At 46.4% G+C, this 19866-nt stretch carries 16 protein-coding genes; 6 read left to right on the top strand and 10 right to left on the bottom strand.

The window, feature by feature from the left end:
* Positions 1-39: 39 nt before the first annotated feature.
* The 3 genes from GFS24_RS12045 to GFS24_RS12055 are packed head-to-tail and all read left to right on the top strand — an operon-like array spanning position 40 to position 3339.
* Positions 40-960 (top strand): family 2A encapsulin nanocompartment shell protein, encoded by a 921-nt coding sequence (locus tag GFS24_RS12045; RefSeq protein ID WP_153659804.1) that lies wholly within the window; start codon positions 40-42, stop codon positions 958-960.
* Positions 944-2527, top strand: coding sequence for a family 2A encapsulin nanocompartment cargo protein cysteine desulfurase (locus tag GFS24_RS12050; RefSeq protein WP_153659805.1), 1584 nt, complete (start codon positions 944-946; stop codon positions 2525-2527). Before GFS24_RS12045 ends, GFS24_RS12050 begins: the two co-directional genes overlap by 17 nt.
* The gene (locus GFS24_RS12055; protein WP_153659806.1) at positions 2527-3339 is read left to right on the top strand and encodes a serine O-acetyltransferase; all 813 of its coding nucleotides are present in this window, start codon (positions 2527-2529) and stop codon (positions 3337-3339) included. Before GFS24_RS12050 ends, GFS24_RS12055 begins: the two co-directional genes overlap by 1 nt.
* Here GFS24_RS12055 and GFS24_RS12060 read toward each other — a convergent pair.
* The 4 genes from GFS24_RS12060 to GFS24_RS12075 form a co-directional block, all read right to left on the bottom strand.
* Positions 3326-8488 (bottom strand): FISUMP domain-containing protein, encoded by a 5163-nt coding sequence (locus GFS24_RS12060; RefSeq protein ID WP_153659807.1) that lies wholly within the window; start codon positions 8486-8488, stop codon positions 3326-3328. The genes GFS24_RS12055 and GFS24_RS12060 overlap by 14 nt on opposite strands.
* Before the next feature lie 93 nt (positions 8489-8581).
* Complete coding sequence (locus GFS24_RS12065) at positions 8582-9763, bottom strand: multidrug effflux MFS transporter (RefSeq protein WP_153659808.1); 1182 nt, start codon at positions 9761-9763, stop codon at positions 8582-8584.
* Positions 9764-9788: 25 nt separating this feature from the next.
* On the bottom strand, positions 9789-10955 hold the full coding sequence (uxuA, locus tag GFS24_RS12070) for a mannonate dehydratase (RefSeq protein ID WP_253906438.1): 1167 nt from the start codon (positions 10953-10955) through the stop codon (positions 9789-9791).
* Between the two features lie 41 nt (positions 10956-10996).
* Entirely contained in the window at positions 10997-12199 is a 1203-nt protein-coding gene (locus GFS24_RS12075; protein WP_153659810.1) for a molybdopterin molybdotransferase MoeA, read from the bottom strand.
* A 36-nt stretch (positions 12200-12235) separates the two neighbouring features.
* Between GFS24_RS12075 and moaC the strand changes: the two genes are divergently transcribed.
* Both moaC and GFS24_RS12085 read left to right on the top strand, forming a co-directional pair.
* A complete protein-coding gene (moaC, locus tag GFS24_RS12080) occupies positions 12236-12706 on the top strand; it encodes a cyclic pyranopterin monophosphate synthase MoaC (protein ID WP_153659811.1) in 471 nt (156 codons plus the stop codon).
* Positions 12693-13274 (top strand): NTP transferase domain-containing protein, encoded by a 582-nt coding sequence (locus GFS24_RS12085; RefSeq protein ID WP_153659812.1) that lies wholly within the window; start codon positions 12693-12695, stop codon positions 13272-13274. The genes moaC and GFS24_RS12085 overlap by 14 nt, the downstream gene beginning before the upstream one ends.
* A 171-nt stretch (positions 13275-13445) precedes the next feature.
* On the opposite strand, the gene GFS24_RS12090 is transcribed toward GFS24_RS12085, so the two are convergent.
* Entirely contained in the window at positions 13446-13862 is a 417-nt protein-coding gene (locus tag GFS24_RS12090) for a molybdenum cofactor biosynthesis protein MoaE (RefSeq protein WP_153659813.1), read from the bottom strand.
* Between the two features lie 8 nt (positions 13863-13870).
* Entirely contained in the window at positions 13871-14104 is a 234-nt protein-coding gene (gene moaD / locus GFS24_RS12095) for a molybdopterin converting factor subunit 1 (RefSeq protein WP_153659814.1), read from the bottom strand.
* A 47-nt stretch (positions 14105-14151) separates the two neighbouring features.
* Between moaD and moaA the strand changes: the two genes are divergently transcribed.
* The gene (gene moaA, locus GFS24_RS12100) at positions 14152-15120 is read left to right on the top strand and encodes a GTP 3',8-cyclase MoaA (protein WP_153659815.1); all 969 of its coding nucleotides are present in this window, start codon (positions 14152-14154) and stop codon (positions 15118-15120) included.
* Here the strand turns inward: moaA and GFS24_RS12105 are convergent.
* Genes GFS24_RS12105 through GFS24_RS12120 form a run of 4 tightly spaced genes read right to left on the bottom strand, consistent with a single transcriptional unit; the run spans position 15107 to position 19866 of the window.
* On the bottom strand, positions 15107-15847 hold the full coding sequence (locus GFS24_RS12105) for a sulfite exporter TauE/SafE family protein (protein ID WP_153659816.1): 741 nt from the start codon (positions 15845-15847) through the stop codon (positions 15107-15109). The two genes, moaA and GFS24_RS12105, sit on opposite strands and share 14 nt — an antisense overlap.
* A 9-nt stretch (positions 15848-15856) precedes the next feature.
* Positions 15857-17167 (bottom strand): DEAD/DEAH box helicase, encoded by a 1311-nt coding sequence (locus tag GFS24_RS12110; RefSeq protein ID WP_153659817.1) that lies wholly within the window; start codon positions 17165-17167, stop codon positions 15857-15859.
* Between the two features lie 49 nt (positions 17168-17216).
* On the bottom strand, positions 17217-18713 hold the full coding sequence (locus GFS24_RS12115) for a tagaturonate reductase (protein WP_153659818.1): 1497 nt from the start codon (positions 18711-18713) through the stop codon (positions 17217-17219).
* Between the two features lie 10 nt (positions 18714-18723).
* Positions 18724-19866, bottom strand: coding sequence for a glycoside hydrolase family 105 protein (locus tag GFS24_RS12120; RefSeq protein ID WP_153659819.1), 1143 nt, complete (start codon positions 19864-19866; stop codon positions 18724-18726).

Genomic DNA, 19866 nt, shown 5'->3' on the forward strand with positions numbered 1-19866 from the left:
TTAGAACTGTATATTTAAACCACCACAAAAAACAACCCAATGTCTCAACAACCAGCCAAGCAAACCGCTTTAGGTGATGTAGCCGCACGCCAGCTAGCCATTGCCACCAGGACCGTCCCCCAGCTTTCCATCATCACGCCCAGATGGCTTACGCACCTCTTAAGCTGGATACCCGTAGAATCAGGTATCTATAGAGTGAACAAAGTAAAGGATGCCAGCAGTGTACAGGTTGATTGTTCTGCCCGGGACGAAAGGACCCTCCCCACCACTTATGTAGATTACATTGAGAACCCGCGGGAGTATTTATTAAGTGCGGTGAACACTGTACTGGATGTACACACCCGTGTATCTGACCTCTACAGCAAACCTTACAACCAGATCAGCGAACAATTACGACTGACCATCGAGACCATTAAAGAAAGACAGGAAAGCGAACTGATCAACAACGTAGAATATGGCCTGCTGCACAGCATTGCCCCATCTCAAAGGATCAAAACACGCAAAGGCCCTCCCACCCCGGATGACCTGGATGAACTGATCACGAAGGTCTGGAAAGAACCCGGTTTCTTTTTATTACATCCGCTCACCATTGCAGCATTTGGAAGGGAATGTACCCGCAGAGGTGTTCCCCCTCCCACCGTTTCTCTTTTCGGCTCCCAGTTCATTACATGGAGAGGCATTCCATTGATCCCCTCAGATAAAGTGCCCATTGAAAATAATACTTCCAAGATCCTGCTTATCAGAACAGGTGAAGCTCGCCAGGGTGTGGTAGGTCTTTTCCAGCCGGGCCTTCCGGGAGAACAGTCTCCGGGACTATCAGTTCGTTTTATGGGTATTAATGATAAAGCCATTGCCTCTTACCTGGTGTCATTATATTGTTCTTTATCTGTGCTGGTAGATGATGCTATCGCAGTATTGGATGATGTAGAAATTGGAAATTACCATGAGTACAAATACTAACTTACCGGACGTTTCGCTCCTGGAACAATTGGCGAATCAGTTTTTCAAAGGAAGTACGGCAGCTGTACCGCCTAAACATGATCCCATCCTCCATCCGGGAAATAACGTAGATATCAACGATCCGCAAACCAGCCTGCCGGATCCCAATCTCACAGGTGGTATTCCTAAGTCTGTGGCAGGAAGCGGCGTATCCCCTTCCAGTTATCAGTTACCGCATCCGAAAGAGGATATCCCTTTTTATGGAGATCAAACCTTTGATTGGAACATTCAGACTTTCATTCCTACCGGGCAATTACCGCTTTCCGGTACAGATTATTATTTCCTGCCCGGAAAAGAAACGCCTCCGCCTTTTGATGTGAACCGTATCAAACAGGATTTCCCCATCCTGCAGGAACGGGTAAATGGCAGACCATTGATCTGGCTGGATAATGCAGCCACTACACAAAAACCGAAGCAGGTGATAGATCGCATCAGTTATTTCTATCAGCATGAGAACTCTAATATTCACAGAGCAGCACATGCCCTTGCAGCAAAAGCTACAGATGCTTACGAAGCTGCCCGTTCCAAAGTGCAGCATTTCCTGAATGCCCGCTCCCCGAATGAGATCGTGTTTGTAAGAGGTGCTACAGAAGGGATCAATCTGGTTGCCAAAAGTTGGGGAGAACAACATTTGCAGGCCGGAGATGAGATCATCCTCAGTCACCTGGAACATCATGCCAACATTGTACCCTGGCAGCAATTAGCATTGCGCAAGGGTCTAAAACTGCGGGTTATTCCGGTAGATGAAGATGGACAGCTGATACTTGCAGAGTATACCAAACTACTGAACAGTAAAACCAAACTAGTATCCTTCACACAGGTATCTAATGCATTAGGTACTATCACACCTGCAAAACAGATTGTAGAACTGGCACATCAGGCTGGTGCAAAAGTTTTGGTAGATGGCGCACAATCCGTTTCCCATCTCCGCTCAGATGTACAATACCTGAATGCAGACTGGTTCGTATTCTCCGGTCATAAAATATTCGGGCCCACAGGCATTGGCGTATTATACGGCAAAGAAGAACTGCTGAACCAAACACAACCCTGGCAAGGCGGCGGTAATATGATCTCAGACGTTACGTTTGAACATACCCAGTTCCATCCTGCGCCCGGAAGATTTGAAGCAGGTACCGGCAATATTGCAGATGCTGTAGGATTAGGTGCTGCTTTGGATTACGTAAGTAAGTTAGGCATTGATCTCATCAATCAGTATGAACATGCATTACTGCTTTACGGCACTAAACTCCTGAAAGAAGTACCGGGATTAAGGTTGATAGGAACCGCACCGGAAAAAGCCAGTGTGCTTTCATTTGTACTGGAAGGATTTAAAACAGAAGAAGTGGGTGCCGCATTAAACAAAGAAGGGATTGCCGTACGTTCCGGTCATCACTGTGCCCAGCCCATCCTGAGAAGGTTTGGAGTGGAAAGCACCGTTCGCCCTTCACTGGCATTTTATAATACCTGTGCGGACATAGATACTTTAGTTGCCACTTTACTCCGCCTTCAAAGCAGACACAGAAACTAATGGAAAACGAACATATCCATACGTTCATTGCCCTGTTGCATCATACGCATAAAGCAGAATGGGAGGCCAGCCCCTCTACCACGGATGCTATTGCCTGGCTGAATGATCTTTACGAGTTCCTCTTCCCCAATAACCATTTGAACAAACAAGCCAAATACCTGGGGATACTCAAAAAGAATCAGATAGACCTCGTAAACCTGCTGCTCAGTTACCTGGACCCGAAAGACATTGACATAGAAAATACGGTTGATGCTTTTTATGATTCCCTGGAATCCATTTACCAGAGCCTGCGGCAGGATGCCAATAAAACGTATGAATGTGATCCTGCTGCTACCAGCATCCAGGAAGTGATCGTGTCCTATCCGGGATTTTATGCTATTGCCGTATACCGTATTGCCAACAGGTTAACACAACTGGAAGTGCCTATCCTCCCCCGGATATTGAGTGAACACGCACACGGCAAAACCGGTGTGGACATTCATCCCAATGCCAGTATTGATGTACCCTTCTTCATTGATCATGGCACAGGCATCGTAATTGGTGCTACAAGTATTATAGGAAAGAATGTAAGCATTTACCAGGGTGTTACCCTTGGCGCATCGCAGGTAAGTAAAGACCTCTCTGCCGTAAAAAGACATCCCACAGTAGAAGATAATGTGATCATTTATGCCCGAACCACCATATTAGGCGGTAATACGGTGATCGGGCATAATAGTATTATTGGCGGAAGTGTGTTCCTCACCAAAAGTGTACATCCTTATTCCAATGTATTCAACACACACCAGTTAAGGATCGATGTTAAAGCACAATGATCTTTCTCACGATCGTTTTTTTCTGATTACTGAGCCTTAATAAAAAGACACCTTTTCCGGGAATTTGCACACGCAATTTCCCTGTATTGCCGGCTATCTTTTGCGCATGCACCAACACGCCTTTTATATCATGTATTTCCAGCTGCCAGGCCTGGAGCGATACCGGCAATATGATCTCCACCGGGCCGGATGTTGGATTGGGATGAACCTTAACCAGTGAATCCAGTTCAGGATCATTTACAGCCGTGATCACTTTCACTACATAATCCTGCGCGGAAAAATCTGATTGAACATTAGTATACACTATTTCCTTCGGCTCAAATTCATAACTCCAGAACACCGGTTTAAATATTCCGCTCCATCCGGGAGGTACGCTTACACTGTATATTCCATTACCGTCTGTTCTTACTAATGCGCTGAGCAGGATATCGGGTAATCCGCGCCCCGTGGCATAAACCACTTTACCGGAGATCACAAATGCATTAACGGTAGTAATACTCCGAACAGCACTCGCCGTTGTATTGCCATGATCATCCTTTGCGATCACCTTCCAGCTATAAGTTCCGGCCGTAAGATTATTATGCGTATAGCTAAGTGTGGTGAGCCCTTCTGCTACTTTTACATCGGATAGATACAGTTCATAAGTAACCGGCCCATTTTCAGGATCAGCTGCCGCTGCCCATCTAAATACAACAGGTAATGTAGCTGCCGCTTTACTTTGATCTGCCGGCGTTAATAATTGCGGTGCTGAGGGAGGCGTATTTTGTGTTGGCGGCTGTACCGTGAAGCTCGCTACATCACTGGATACCGCGCCACCATATGCATCCTTTACTATTACCTTCCAATAATAAGTACCCGGCGCCAGCGACGCAGTAGTGTATTGCAGCAATTGGAGATCCACTGCAATTTTCGTAACAGGGTCAGGATCTGTGCCGAAGTACACATCATATGTCAGGATATCTTTATCAGGATCTGTAGCTGCCGTCCAGCTGAGTGTTGAATTGGCAGCGGACGGATTTGTAAGTATTGGTTTGGAAGGAGCTGTATTGGCAGTGGTGAACCTCCAGGCCGGAGATTCCCAGACAGACCAGGGACCATCTTTAGCCATTACTTTCCAGAAATAAATGCTGTGTGGCTTCAGTTTACTGGCGCCATATAATTGTGTTATCGTAAAAGATGAATCCGTCAGATCATTAGCCACGAGGCTCATGCCCAAAGGATCTCCCCCAACATAAAGATCATATTTATGATTAAACATCGTCTTCCTCCAGGTAAGCAGCGGATTTGTATTTACATCAATGCTCCAGTTAAGCGGGCTCACCAGCGTGGGGCTTCCATTCGTATTAAACGTTCCGTAAGTTCTGAAACTGCGCATCTCACTTGCTGACTCACCTCCTTTTTCATCTGTAGCAACTACTTTCCAGTAATAGACTGTGCCGGTTTGGAGGTAGGCCCATGGAATAGCATAACGTGTTGCATTAAAGTCCGAGTTCCAGATTCCTAACGTTGAAGGGGAAGTGCCAAACATTAATTTGTAATACACCTTATCTCCATCTGGGTCAGTTACGCTACTCCATGTTAAGTCAAATACCAGCGCCGTACTCTGCGCACTATTAACAGGTGTTAATAATAACGGTGTATCTGGCGCACGGTTCAATGTTGCAAACTCTCCTACTGCACTTTCTGATCTTCCGCCACGCCCATCTGTAACTACTACTTTCCAATAATAGGTAACACCTGCATGCAGACCACTTACCTGGTAAGCTGGAGTACTAAGATCTTTGGCCACCAATTGCAGATTTGCCAACTGATTGCCGATATAAAAATGATACTTTACCGCATCTCCATCAGCATCTGTAACCGCCGTCCACTGAAAGGCAGCAGGGGTAATAGTTACCGATGTACTTTGAAACGCCGGTGTTATCAACTGAGGCACAGGAGGTACCGTGTTAGCGGGGTTGCTTTGCGTGGTGAAAGCCCATACCGCACTTTCCATTACTTCTCCGGAAGTATCCCGTGCCCTTACTTTCCAGTAATATTTTTTATTAGGCTCCAGTTCAGATAACTGGTAAGTTGTTTCTTTTATCCCGGATTGAATGAGTTGCGCCGGCACGTTGATAGTATCTATATACAGATCATATACTACAATGTCTCCGTTATCAGGATCCGTTGCTGCTGTCCATTGCAACAGACCGTTGAACGGTATGTTCTGGCTATTATTCAGGGGGCTTTGTAATACTGGTTCAGCAGGCGGATGGTTATCCGGTGTATTTTTCACACAACGTACAGATGCCCCGCCATAAACCGTATTGTTGGTAGCAAAGTAATAATTCTGTTGCTCTCCATAAGTGATCCCCCGCTGGTCTGAAGTTTCCCTATCCCGCTGGGCCAACCATATCTGATTGGCCTTCGTATCAAAACCATTGGCAAACACGTTGAAGAAACCGGATTGCAACATACTCAAACCAGAAGTATTTAACCATTCATTTTCTTTCCCGACGAAACTCCAGGTACTATAGTGCATCTGTGCGGGTTTGTTAGTCGAGATGGGATAGAGTTTATTCCAATCTTCGAGATCAGCCACATGCCAGCCGGCAGGGCAAACACCCTGTATCTTTTTTGCAGTATCCGGGAGTGCATCGAAATTCAGTGCAGCTGCCCAGGTATAGAGGTAACCGTATTTAGAGATGTTCTGATCATTATTATCGAGGGCTGCAAAATTCTTATCTCTGTCCAGCTCATTCCAGGGTTCATATCCATAATATCCATCCCTGGGTTCCGGCAGGTAACTCAGGTTATGCGTCATCCATTTTTCTCCGTTGATACGCACCCATTGGTAGATCTGTCCATCCCGGATATCTGTGAACGTGCCTGTTTCGTTACTGTTCAGTGGTTTTGTCAGGAACTTCCTCACCACAGTGCTTTTTGCAACACCCTGCTGATCAATGGCCACCACTTTCCAGTAATAAGTAGTATTCGGCAGCAGGCCCAATGCCGTATAAGTTTTACCCGTAATACCCTGCGCTATGCGGTCTGGCTGTGCCTTCGTATCCAGGTATACATCATAGGTAATACCCGGATCATCCATATAACGCCATGCGAGTGTTACATCCGTCGCTACATAAACAGATATTTCGCGCGGATACTCAAGGGTAGGGTTTGCAACTTTTGTAACTTTTTCCGTTACAAAAGTAAAGATATCACTGTCTGTTTGTTCTCCACTATCATCTATTGCTGTTACTTTCCAGTAATAACGTTGCAAACCCATCAGGCCGGTCACAGGCATGGATTTTTTATTGATGATCCCACGCGGGCTTAATGCAGCAGAAGAAGTCCCTAAGCTTACCCTGTATAACATGTTGCCTCCTTCCGGATCATCCCCACCTGTCCATTTCAGTTCCGGCGTAACACTTACATTCGCTGCATTAATGGCAGGCTCCAGTGCAACAGGTTTCGCAGGTTTCTGATTGAGCCTTGCATTAATGGTATAAGAACGTTTTGCCGCGCCCTTTTGCAGATGTACCGTAATGATATTATCCGCTGCCAAAGTACCAGAGATCATATAATATTTAGTAGCCCCGACAGGAAGCCCGTAATTATAAGTGATCCCTTCCGTCAGCGTAAGGTAAGAAGGTATATCAAAAGTCACTACGGTAGAAGGATCACTATAATCCAGCACAATGCCTACCGCATCTTTCACCGTCGTCTTTCCCTTTGTGGTATAGGTTGAAGTACTCACATCAAAAGCGGGAGAGAGTGTTGCCAGATCATACCTGTATAACTGTGGATCAGAGAAGCGGTAATAAAAACGGAGGTTCGATAGTCCCATATCATCAGTGATCGTAGCGAACTGCCAGATACTACTTTCCGTTACACCACCTTTACTGTCGTAAGCGGCCACTTTCCAATAATATGTTTTGCCGGACAACACAGTGGGCAGGAAGGTGGTATTGGTCAGATCTGTAGCTACTGCCGTGAGGGCTGTTACCGCTGTTCCCATATACACCGTATACTTTACGCCATCATTATCGGGGTCTGTCGCTGCATTCCATTGAAGGGTCTGTTGAAAAGTGATCCCTGTGTTGTTATTCAGCGGACTTTGCAATTGTGGTGCAGCAGGTGCTGCATTACCCGGATTATTCTGTGTAATGAATGTACGTACACTGCTTTCAGAACGATCACCTCTGCTATCCACTGCCACTACTTTCCAGCTATAGGTAGTATTACCAGATAAATTCAATGTTTTGGAAAACCCATTTACGGCCTGCATTTTATCAAGGGCGGCACCGATACCATACCACAATTCATAACGCACACTGTCCCTATCTTCATCCACCGCTTTTTCCCAGGACAGCGTTGCATTATAATCCACGCCAACAGCCTGGTGCTCCGGAAGTGATTGTATAACAACAGGTGGTGGTGTATTACGTGTAGTGAACTTCCAGATACTACTGTTGGTAAAAAGCCCTCCGGGGTCCCTGGCTATTACATTCCAATAATAGGTCGTGTTTCCTGTTATGGGTGTAGTTACCTGAAAGCTGGTACCGGTGATCCCCGTAGCGATCGGGGGGTAATTGGCAGGTATAGTTCCTGTTGATAAATAGATATCATATACAAGCATGTCTCCATCCTGATCAGTACTGGCTGTCCACTCCAATAAAGGTGAACGGGATAAATTCACCCCATTATTTGCAGGTGCTGATAACACAGGAGCCTCTGGCTCAAAGAGATTCGCCCTGCCCATTGTAAAGCTCCATACATCACTGGCAGTAGCTCCTCCGCTACCATCCTTTGCCACTACTTTCCAGTAGATGGTTGATAACTGGACAGGTGGATAGAACGCCATTACGTAAAAGGTATCTGCCGCCATGAAGACAATGCAGGAATCATTATAAAAATCCGCACCGGCGTTTTCTGCAAATACACGCAGGTGATCAGCATCCGGACCTAAGTAAACATCATATACAATATTGCTGCCTCCTGCGGATTTAAATTTGAGTCCAAGACTAAAATCATCATGACCCTTTGCCTGGTCAAGTGGCCACTGCAATATTGGTTTAGGAGGAGGTGTTTGTGCCCACGCTGCATGCGTAAAGAAAAACAATAGTAAGAAGAAAAACTTGTGTCTAAGCAGGTTGAAATTAGGCATAGGATATCAAAATTATCTTGACGGGACAACAAACGGGGAAAGCATAAAACTACAGGGATTTGCCGGAAGGTAAAATGCGTATTTTGTGCTATTTTAAATACGCCTCCTGCCTACCAGTAATATCAGCAAAGCCAATACAGCCGCACTGGCCATGATCACCGCTATCGGCAATGCATTCGCTGATTTATAAAGACTTACAAGTACAGATGCCAGCGTACCGATACCCATTTGCAAAGCACCCATTAAAGAAGAAGCTGTTCCTGCATTCCGCTCAAAAGGCGCTAACGCCAGCGCAATAGCATTGGAGTTAGTGAAACCAAGCCCGCAGAGGAACACAAACAATACAGCAATCGTGCCTTCTAACCCCAGCCAGCCATTCATAGTAGCGATCACAAAAAAGATCCCCGTTAAAGATTGCGCAAAGAGCGCAACAGGAATGATCTGCTCACTGGTGTACTTCTTCAGCAGTAATGTATTCACCTGACTGGACCCGATGAAACCCACAGATAACAAAGCAAATATCCAACCATAAGCTTTACTGCTTACCTGGAAGATGCCCATAAAGATCTTGGGAGAACCGGAAATGTATGCGAACAAAGCAGAGAAAGCGATAGCCGCAGTAAAGGTATAAGTATAGAATTGCGGCACTTTTAAAACGGCCAGGAAGTTCTTAATGATAGGCAATGGCATCAATGATAAAGTAGTATCTGGTTTATAACTACCCGGCAACCACAGGATGCTGGCCGCCAATACTAATATACCCATTACCGTTAGGATGATGAATACAGCGTGCCATCCAAATTCAGTCGTCACGTAACCACCCACTGTGGGTGCTACCATGGGAGATAAAGCCACTACTAACATGAGTAGTGAGAACACCTTGGCGCTGTCTTTCACCGGAAACAGATCGCGCACCATGGCAACGGACGCTACGGCTGCTGCACAACTGCCTACTGCCTGGATAAATCGAAGCGCCACAAAATTATCAATACTGTTCACAAAGATGCAACCGATGGTGGCTGCGATGTATAATACAAGTCCTATGTAAAGGGGAGGTTTTCTGCCGAACCTGTCCAACAGAGGCCCATACAACAACTGCCCTGCAGAGATGCCTACAAAATAACTGGATAAACTTAACCCCACACTGGAAATGTCTGTTTTCAGATCTTTCGCAATGGCCGGAAAACCCGGCAGATACATGTCTATCGTAAATGGGCCCAGTGCAGTCAATGCGCCAAGGATCAGGATCAGCGAAAAGTAGGTAGCGCGTGTCAAGCTGTAAGAATTTCCGCAAAGATGGCTACATTATTTCACTTTCAGGATAGAAAATATTGATCAGCCCATATTCCAGCCCCCTCAGTTCCGCCAGGCCTTTCAAACGCCCTATGGCACTGTATCCGGGATAGGTTTTCTTGGAAAGATCATCCAGCATCTGGTGGCCATGGTCCGGCCTCATGGGAATGGATACACGATTTCTTTGCATCACCGTCAGCAGTTCCTTTACTACTGCAAACATGTTCACATCCCCATCCAGGTGATCTGCTTCGTAGAAATTCCCTTGCGCATCCTGTTTCGTATTGCGCAGATGAATGAAGTGGATCTGATCTCCATGCCGTTGAACGATACCCGGCAGATCATTATCCTTACGCACACTTAGGGAACCCGTGCAATAACATAATCCGTTGGCAGGAGACGGTGCCGCATTCATCAATGCAATAAGGTCTGCTTCCGTACTCACAATACGCGGAAGGCCTAATAAGGGATAGGGAGGATCGTCTGGATGGATGGCCATCTTCAGGCCCAGTTCTTCCGCTATCGGCACTACCTGTTGCAGGAAATAGAACAGGTGTTGCTGTAAACGTTTTGCATCAATATGTTCATATTGTTTAAGTGCTACGAGTACCATTTCTTTGGTGAAGCGGTCATCACTTCCCGGCAAACCCAGCAGTGTATTATTGAACAACTTCTCTTTTGCTTCTACGCTCATAGCTTTCAAATGCTGCTCCGCCTGCATGATCTCTTCAGGGGTATAATCCTTTGCTGCATCAGGGCGTTGCAGCAGGAAAAGATCAAATGCAATGAAAGGCAAACGTTCAAAATACAAAGCCTTGCTGCCATCCGGCATCGTGTAGTCAATATCTGTGCGCATCCAGTCCAGCACCGGCATAAAGTTATACGTGATCACTTTGATCCCGCATAACGCCAGGTTGCGCAAACTTTGTTTGTAGTTATCGATGTATAGCAGGTATTGCCCTGTTTGTTGTTTGATGTGTTCATGCACCGGCAGGCTTTCCACAACAGTCCATGTCATACCAGCCGCTTCGATCATCGCAATGCGTTTCCTGATCTCTTCCACTGACCATATTTCTCCAACAGGGATCTGATGCAGTGCAGTTACCACACCACTGCAACCTGCCTGCCTGATATCCATTAAACTAACGGGATCGTTGGGTCCAAACCAACGCATTGTATGTTGCATTGCTACCATAAGTGTAAAAGTATCTTCTGTTACCTGAATTTCCAAACAGGGAAACTGCTGCCTTTTCTGAAAACATCCTGGTCAGCCGGTAACGCCATGAAAGCATCTGCCTGCAACAGACTGGCCAGATCGCCGGAACCATGATAAGCTGCCGGCGTTGCCAGTACAACACCTTCCGGCGAAGATTTTAATTTCACGGGGAGATAATACTCGAGGGGTTTATCAAACGTTACATCTTCTTCCAATACAGCGAACTCCGGTTTACTGCTTACATCCTGCAGGCAGGCTTTCAGCCAGGGTTGTATATACCGGTAATAACACATGAATCCTGAAACAGGATTACCCGGCAGCCCAAATACTACCGGTCCGTTATTAAACGCACCAAACAATAAAGGTTTGCCGGGGCGTTGCTGTACTTTATGAAATATTTCCTGCATGCCTGCTGTCTTCAATACTTCCGGCAGATGATCATATTTCCCGGCAGATACAGCGCCTGTGCAGATCAGTACATCCGCAGCAGGGATCAGTTTATTGATATGAGCAGTGAGATGTTGCATATCATCCGGCAGATGTACTATTTCAGCAGAGATGCCCTGTAACGCGGCGGCGAGGCTGTAAACATTGGACATGCGCAACTGATGGGCTTCCGGTTTATTTTCTACAGGTACTAATTCATTTCCGGTAGCGATGAGTACTACCCTGGGCAGTTTGCTCACCAACACCTTCGTTTTCCCCACGGTAGCTAACACACCAGCTTCCGCAGCACTCAGCCGGATACCCGGTTCCAGTAATGGTTTGCCCTCCTGGGCATCTGATCCTGTTCTATGAATAAACTGCCCTTTCGCTACCTCCTTCAGAATAGTAAAACGGCGGAAACCTTCATGTTCTGAAATATCCAGGTGCTCATAGGGGATCACGGTATCTGTGAGGTCCGGCAAAACAGCGCCGGTCATCACTTCCATGCAATCCGCCAGGTTTCGCAGCTGCATCTGAGGCATCCCTGCCGCTTGTACGTCTTCCAGTCCAAATACCCGCTGACCGCGTACATAGCTGTCGTAGTGAATGGAAATACCGTCCATGGTTACCCGGTCGAAGGGGGGAAAGGGCCTGTCAGCATAAATAGTTTCGCGTAATACTCTTCCTGTGGCTGCTTCAAAAGGCACCCATTCCGTTCCGAAATCACGGACAGTAGCCATAATGGCTGCAAAAGCTTCTGGTACGCGCATCATCATTTTAACTATTTTTGCTTTGATAAATTTAATGCATTTATGGGCAATGATTTTACACACCTGAATGAAAGTGGCCAGCCGCAAATGGTGGATGTGGGTGAAAAAGCCCTTACCCAACGTATTGCCGTGGCAGAAAGCAGGGTATTTTTACCAGAAATCATCCTGCAGCAATTCACCGGGGAAGAGCTGGTAACAAAGAAAGGTGCGGTATTTCAAACGGCCATCATTGCAGGTATCATGGGGGCTAAAAAAACGCCTGAGCTCATTCCTTTATGCCATACCTTACTGTTGGATAATTGTCATATCAGTATCAAACTGGAAGGATCTGATGCGGTGGTGCGCTGTACGGTTAAAACAACCGGTAAAACGGGGGTAGAAATGGAAGCGCTGACCGGTGCCAGTGTGGCTGCATTAACGATCTATGATATGTGTAAAGCATTTTCTCACGAAATGGTGATCAGGGAAACCAGGCTCATCAGTAAAAGCGGAGGTAAACATGACATCGGATAATAACTTAAAAGGCCTCATATTATGCGGCGGCCTCAGTACCCGCATGCAACAAGATAAAAGTCAGATCGCTTACCATGGCAAACCCCAGTGGCAATACCTCCATGATCTGTTAAAAAGCTTCCTCCCCGAAGTATATCTCTCCTGCCGCCCGGAACAAGAATTCCCTGGTTGCGACAACCTGATCCCGGATAGCGTGATCGGCGCAGGACCCTCCTCCGGATTGCTCAGTGCCCATGCTGCATACCCCGATGCCTCCTGGCTGGTACTGGCCTGCGATCTGCCCCTGATCAGTGAACAGAGTATAAGTTATCTACTCAGTAACCGTAATCCCCAAAAAGCCGCAACCGCTTTTGTCAGCCCCTTCAATTTCTCCCCGGAGCCATTGATCACCATCTGGGAGCCCAAAGGGCTGGATGCATTAGAGTTAGAGTTTAGGGAAGGAAAGAATTGCCCGCGTAAAACGTTGTTGAAAGTGGAAGTGGAGATTTTGAAGAATCCGAATGATACAGAGCAATTTAATGCGAATACACCGGATGAAATGAAGGATGCGATGGGTAAGATTAATTAGGGGTACACCGCATAAAAGAAAAAGACGCACAATCAGCAAAGAAACAACCTCATAAAAAGAAGAAAAAACACCGCCTCAAAAAGAAAAAGGCACACATCACCAAGAAACACTTCTCCAAAAAGAAGAAAAAACACCGCCCTTTGCTGCGCGGCAAACGCTATACAAGAAAACCTACGGATGCGCCGCTACCCAAACCGCACCATCCTCAAAAAACTCCTGTTTCCAGATAGGCACCGTCTCTTTCAAAGTATCAATAGCATACTGACAAGCCTCAAAAGCGGCCCCCCGATGCGGCGCCGCCACAGCAATCGCCACCACTACTTCTCCCGGCAATTTCTCCCCGGTCACATGCAACATAGCCACCCTTTTAACCTGCCATTTCTCATACATCTGCGCCGCAATTTTCTCCATCTCCAATATGGCCATCGGCTCATAACATTCAAACACCAGCTTCAGCACCTTCTTCTGCTTAGTCTGGTTCCGCACGGAGCCAATGAAAGTAACAACACCCCCGCTTTCCTCGGATTGCACAAAAGCAACCGCTTCCGCCGCATCAATGTTATCTGAGATCCTGATCAATTGTTCCATAAATAAAATTAACCTCCGCTTAAAGGTGGAATGATAGCAATTTCATCTTCAGAAGAAAGCATTGTTTCATCCGAAGCATATGCTTTATTGACAGCGATCATCACTGCTTTCAGGTCTTGCACGGCAGGATATTCCTGTTTCAGCCAATGCTTCAGATCCCCTACAGTAGGAAGCTCCGCCTCAATTGTCAGTGTTTTGGCAGCCACAATATCCTTCATGATGCCGAATAACAAAACTCTCATGGTTTAAAGCTACAATATAGCGGCGATAATTCGTTAACTTTAGCCAGATGTTGAAGGATAATCACCAGCGAACGATCAATTATGTGAGATTAGCGGTTACGGACCGGTGTAACCTCCGCTGTACTTATTGTATGCCGGAAAATATGCAGTTCCTGGAAAGAGCAGCACTGCTCAGCTATGAAGAGATCGTACGGTTAATGCGAACATTAACAGACGCCGGCATCAACAAAATACGGATCACTGGCGGCGAACCCTTTTTACGAAAAGACCTGATGCAGCTGCTGGAACAACTGGCCCCCATGGCCAGCATTTCCATTACCACCAATGGCGTACTCACCGCTCCATTTATTCCAGCACTCAAAACATTAGGCATCCGCCAGATCAATCTCAGCCTGGACACCCTGCAAGCCCCCCGTTTTTTCCAGATCACCCGCCGGGACCAGTTCAGCGCCGTAAAACAAACGCTGGAAAGCCTACTCGCGCATGACATGGAAGTGAAGCTCAATATGGTAGTGATGGATGGGGTCAATACAGACGAACTGATCGATTTTGTTGCCCTTACCCGCGATCAGCCAGTATCAGTAAGGTTTATAGAAGAAATGCCCTTTAACGGACAGGGGAATGATTTCTCCGGCATCAACTGGAATTATCTCCGGATCCTGGATACCATCCGCGCGCAGTATCCCATAGAAAAAATAACCGATGCCCCGCACAGTACATCCCTGAATTATCAGATACCACAACATAAAGGCAGCATTGGTGTGATCCCTGCTTACAGCCGTACTTTCTGCGGCAGCTGTAACAGAATTCGCATTACCCCCACAGGCGGCCTCAAAACCTGCCTTTACGGAGATGATGTATTAAATGTAAAATCGTTACTAAAAGAAGGTGCTTCTGATGCAGAACTGCTGGAACATTTGCAGGCTGCATTGCAGAAAAGAGCTGTAGATGGTTTTGAAGCAGCGAGATCAAATACACATGCCCAACTGGAAAGCATGTCTGTTATTGGAGGCTAAACAACATCCTTCCCCCTGCATATAAGATCAGCAAAGCCGTAGCCGCCTCTACCCAACGGGGTTTCAGAGCCGCCGCACTTAAACGCGCACCGATCTGTCCGCCTGCTATTACTGCTATTATTAAGGGAAGTGTAAAAGGCCAGTCTACCAGGATAGCTCCTTTGGCAGCCTGTCCCAGTAACCCTGAAATAGAATTCACGAGTATAAAAAAGCTACTTAATCCTGCAATGTTCTTAGCCGTATCATATTGCCCCAGGCGCAATACCGGCGCAAGATAGATGCCACCTCCAATTCCCGTCATGCCGGAAAGGAAACCTATGGCACCACCAATAATACCATAAAGGCCACGGGGCTGCTCACGAATGGTATAGGTTTTCTGAAAGATTAAACGGAAACACATGAGCAATGCTGCCAGTGTTAACGCAATACCCAGCACAAGGAAAAAGGTGGCCTGTTTCATGGGAAGATAACTTCCGATGAATGCCAGGGGCACACTCACCAGGCTTAATTGCAATGCCTTTTTCATGGGCAGGTGGCCATTTTTCCAGAAGTGATATACACCACCCATTACTACTACCACATTACAAAGAAGGGCGGTAGATTTCATCAACTGAAACCCAACGCCCCATAATGCCATCAATGCAAGGTAACTGGAACCTCCGCCAAAACCGGCGGATGAATACACCAATGCTATGAAGAAAAATATGATACACAACTCCAAAACCATAACAGTCGGCTATTTGGCTATATCGATCTTTACGTTCTTGTTTTTGATCTTTTCATTCTTGATCAGCTGCAAGGTATTGCCCATGCGACTTTTACGGATGCCCACAAAAGAGAAGAAATCCTTCACTTCAATTAAGCCGATATCTTCTTTCTTCAGATCTCCTTTATTGGTGAGGAAACCCACGATATCTACTTTATTGATCTTGTTCTTCTTTCCACCGCCAATGAACAAAGTAGACCATTTAGGACTTTCCGGCACAACAGCCGTTTCAGGCAACTGGATCTCTTCTATATCTGAAGCGATGTAATTTGGCATCTTTTCATCCGGAGAAAGGATCACAACAGCAGTACCGCTGGCATCCATACGGGCAGTTCTGCCATTACGGTGTGTGAAGATATCTTCTGTATGCGGAAGGTGATAATGTACAATATAACGGATATTCGGAATATCCAGGCCACGTGCTGCCAGGTCTGTTGTTACCAGCACATTGGAAGTACCGTTACGGAACTTGCACAAAGCCACATCCCGTTCCTGTTGTTCCATGGCGCCATGGTAAAATACATTAGTTATACCTCTGTCCGCCAGCATATTACTGGTGCGCTCTACGGATTCCCGGTGATTGCAGAATACGATGGTGGAACGGTTACCGAAGTAACAGATCAGGCGGAAAAGGGTGGCTATTTTGTCGTCATCATCACTTTTCACCCATTTAACTGCCAGGGCTTCCGCTTTTTCGCCGGTGGCGAAATTGAGCGTTTCATGTGCTTGCAGGCCAATATAATCAGGGATCTCCACAGAATCTGTGGCAGAGGTGAGGATGCGTTTTTTCAGGCCTTTCAGGTTACCCATGATAAAGGACAATTCCTCCTGGAAGCCTAATTCGATGGATTTATCAAACTCGTCCAGCACCAGTGTTTCGATGCTGTCTGTTTGAATATTGCCTCTGCGGATATGATCCGCCAGGCGGCCGCAAGTGCCAATGATCAGGGCTGGAGCTTCCAGAAGATTGTTTTCTTCTGTTTCCCGCAGGTGACCACCATAACAGCAGGTAACTTTAAAACCGGTGATCATAGACCTGAACACCTGCTCAATCTGTAATGCCAGTTCCCGGGAAGGAACGATGATCATGGCCTGCGTTTTCTTATTAGCAGGGTCCAGCAAATGCAGTACAGGAATGAGGAAAGCCAGCGTTTTGCCGGAACCGGTATCTGATAACAGGATCACATCCTGTTCTTTTTTAGTCGCTTCAATAGACGCCAGCTGCATCTCGTTCAGCTGATCTATCTTTAATCTCGAAAGTATGTCGTTAATTGATTGCATTGCCGCAAAAGTACGGCAGTTTAGTTGATTAACCCCTTTTTTGCTGGTTTCAGCTGCTGCTGACAAGCGCAGCGGGCATTCCCTGGTGCATGATCTCTTCCAGCTGTTGCAATATCATCTTCTGCCAGCCGGGCAATAAACTGAGGTCGTGTTTCCAGAAAGACCGGTCTGATAACGTGGTGTATACCAGCTCTCCGGGTGTTAATTCTTCCCATCGTTTGCAGAAAACAGGGCTCATGTCATCTATCACTTCATAAGATTGACCGTTCAGTTCCCCATAATAACGCCCCTCCTTTTCCTGCACCCGCATAAAATACAGCCAGGCGGCAAACCCTCTCGCAAATAACTCAGGCAGGCGGCCATGCCTTTCATAATATTCCAGCAGGATGGGCAAACAGCGCATTTTCATTTTAGTACTGTACTGCATCGTGATACTTTTCCAGTAATGGCGGATATAGGGATTCTGAAACCTGTCCAGCACACTTTGCCCGAATTGCACTGCTACCTGCGGATCTACGGGGTAAGGGATACCATTGGCCAGTTCATTTAACATCAGGTTGCTGATATAAGCAGAGAAAACGGGTTCATCCATCGCTTCTTTCACCGTTTCAAAACCAGAAAGGAAAGCTACCCCGCAACTCAATGTATGTGCTCCGTTCAGCAAACGCAGTTTTAATTCCCGGAAAAGATCAATATCCGGTTTGATCACGATCTCTTCATTGGCTTCTGCAAAGCTCAATACCTTCCTGATCTTTTCATCTCCTTCAATGGCCCAGAGACTATATGCTTCTGCAATACTGAGCAATGCATCCGAATAACCGAATTCCTTTTCCAGTGATGATTGCAGTGCCGGATCCGGAGAGCCGGGCACAATACGGTCTACCAGCGAATTACAGAAGTAGTTATATTTCTCCAGCCATTCCATAAATTCTTCCGGCAAACCGTTCAGGTGTGCCAGTTCCAATACGATCGCTTCCAGTTTTATGCCATTATCCGGTACCAGTTCCGTAGGTACGATCACCATACCGCTGTGGATACTTCCCCCGAATGCTTTAAAACGTTCATATAAAAAGGCCAGTAATTTACCGGGAAAAGAAATGGGCGGATGCCGGCGGATATCATCATTCACCAGTTGAATCCCTACTTCCGTGGTATTGGAAATGATCACCTGCATGCCCTGATCGTGTGCGCAGGATAAGATCTGCTCCCAGTCTTTCTGCGCATGTAATACCCTGCTGATAGATGCATTGATATAATTCTCCGCGATCGTTTGATTGTTCATCACCCCACGGATGCAAAGCGTATATAAAGCATCCTGTTTATCAAATGCATCTGCGCCTCCCTGCCCTGTAGATTTCACTACCACGATCCTTCCGGAAAAGATACCGTTGCGGTTGGCTTTGTCAATATAATGATCTACCAATCCTCTCAGCAATACGCCTGTTCCAAACTGCAACACTTTCTCCGGTAGTTCAAACAGATGCTCATCCGGAACTTTCACCGCACCGGGCACAATGTGCTTCAACGTAAATCGCGACAAAATCATAATATTCTATTTATGGCATTTCCATCTCATTAGCAGCCTGCAGAAAAGACCCTACTCCCTTAGGATCATCCACCACTACTTTTTCACTCATATAATATTCAAAACTTCCATCCCTGTATGGGTTACCACCCAAACCGGATACACTTACCGTACCATGCAAATGCGTAAACCCGCGTTCATCTCTCCTGATAAATTCTTTAAGGATACCGGCATATGCACGTTTAGCTACGGCTTTATATCTGGCAGGTAAAACACCCAAGCGTACACCTTTGGCCAGCGTATAAGTGAACATGCTGGAAGCAGATGCTTCTAAATAATTCTTTTCCTTTCCCGGTAGATCTACGATATCCCACCACAAACCTGTTTTAGGGTCCTGGTATTTTTCTATGGCTACTGCCAGGCGGCCCAATATGTTTTTCAATGCCGCACTACGGGGATATAATTCCAATACATCTACTAACGCCATACCGTACCATCCCATCGCCCTGGCCCATACGTGCGGGGAAAGCCCCGTTGTTTTATCTGCCCATTTCTGCTGCCGGGATTCATCATAACCATGATAAAGTAAACCCGTTTTTTTATCCCGGGCAACCTGCTCTATCTGTACAAACTGGCGGACAATATCATTGATGACTGTATCTTCTTTAAAAGTGAGGGCATAATCAAGATAAAATGGCTGCGCCATATAAAAGCCATCCAGCCAGATCTGCCAGGGGTAGATCTTCTTATGCCAGAAACCGCCGGACTTTGTACGTGGATGTTCTTTTAGCTGTTTCCTCAGATTAGCAGCTGCCAGCCTGTATTTTTCTTGTCTCGTTTGGCGGTAAAGAAAAAGCAGGTTGCGGCCCGGCATCACGTTATCAATATTAAAATCTTCCTGTTTGTACGTGCGGATATTGCCATCGGGTTCCACAAAATGGTCCATGCTTTTTTTGATGTAAGCCAGGTAAACAGGGTCTTTTGTTCGCTGCCATAAACCTTCTATGCCTCTTAATACAACGCCCTGGTCGTAAGTCCATCTCACGGGTCTTCCGGGTGCCATCGACAATGAATCCTTCCATTTTTCCATCACCGTGGCCGCCATATCTTTCGCCGATTGCGCATAGCTATACAGACTGCTGAAAAGAAATGTAATGGTTAACAGATATCTCAT

Source organism: Chitinophaga sp. SYP-B3965, assembly GCF_009647655.1.
GTDB lineage: Bacteria > Bacteroidota > Bacteroidia > Chitinophagales > Chitinophagaceae > Chitinophaga.

Bases quoted from the DNA above. Each gene is read 5' to 3' on its own strand.
- GFS24_RS12045 (WP_153659804.1), top strand. From the start codon at position 40: ATGTCTCAACAACCAGCCAAGCAAACCGCTTTAGGTGATGTAGCCGCA.
- GFS24_RS12050 (WP_153659805.1), top strand. From the start codon at position 944: ATGAGTACAAATACTAACTTACCGGACGTTTCGCTCCTGGAACAATTG.
- GFS24_RS12055 (WP_153659806.1), top strand. From the start codon at position 2,527: ATGGAAAACGAACATATCCATACGTTCATTGCCCTGTTGCATCATACG.
- GFS24_RS12060 (WP_153659807.1), bottom strand. From the start codon at position 8,488: ATGCCTAATTTCAACCTGCTTAGACACAAGTTTTTCTTCTTACTATTG.
- uxuA (WP_253906438.1), bottom strand. From the start codon at position 10,955: ATGCGTTGGTTTGGACCCAACGATCCCGTTAGTTTAATGGATATCAGG.
- GFS24_RS12075 (WP_153659810.1), bottom strand. From the start codon at position 12,199: ATGATGATGCGCGTACCAGAAGCTTTTGCAGCCATTATGGCTACTGTC.
- moaC (WP_153659811.1), top strand. From the start codon at position 12,236: ATGGGCAATGATTTTACACACCTGAATGAAAGTGGCCAGCCGCAAATG.
- GFS24_RS12085 (WP_153659812.1), top strand. From the start codon at position 12,693: ATGACATCGGATAATAACTTAAAAGGCCTCATATTATGCGGCGGCCTC.
- GFS24_RS12090 (WP_153659813.1), bottom strand. From the start codon at position 13,862: ATGGAACAATTGATCAGGATCTCAGATAACATTGATGCGGCGGAAGCG.
- moaD (WP_153659814.1), bottom strand. From the start codon at position 14,104: ATGAGAGTTTTGTTATTCGGCATCATGAAGGATATTGTGGCTGCCAAA.
- moaA (WP_153659815.1), top strand. From the start codon at position 14,152: ATGTTGAAGGATAATCACCAGCGAACGATCAATTATGTGAGATTAGCG.
- GFS24_RS12105 (WP_153659816.1), bottom strand. From the start codon at position 15,847: ATGGTTTTGGAGTTGTGTATCATATTTTTCTTCATAGCATTGGTGTAT.
- GFS24_RS12110 (WP_153659817.1), bottom strand. From the start codon at position 17,167: ATGCAATCAATTAACGACATACTTTCGAGATTAAAGATAGATCAGCTG.
- GFS24_RS12115 (WP_153659818.1), bottom strand. From the start codon at position 18,713: ATGATTTTGTCGCGATTTACGTTGAAGCACATTGTGCCCGGTGCGGTG.
- GFS24_RS12120 (WP_153659819.1), bottom strand. From the start codon at position 19,866: ATGAGATATCTGTTAACCATTACATTTCTTTTCAGCAGTCTGTATAGC.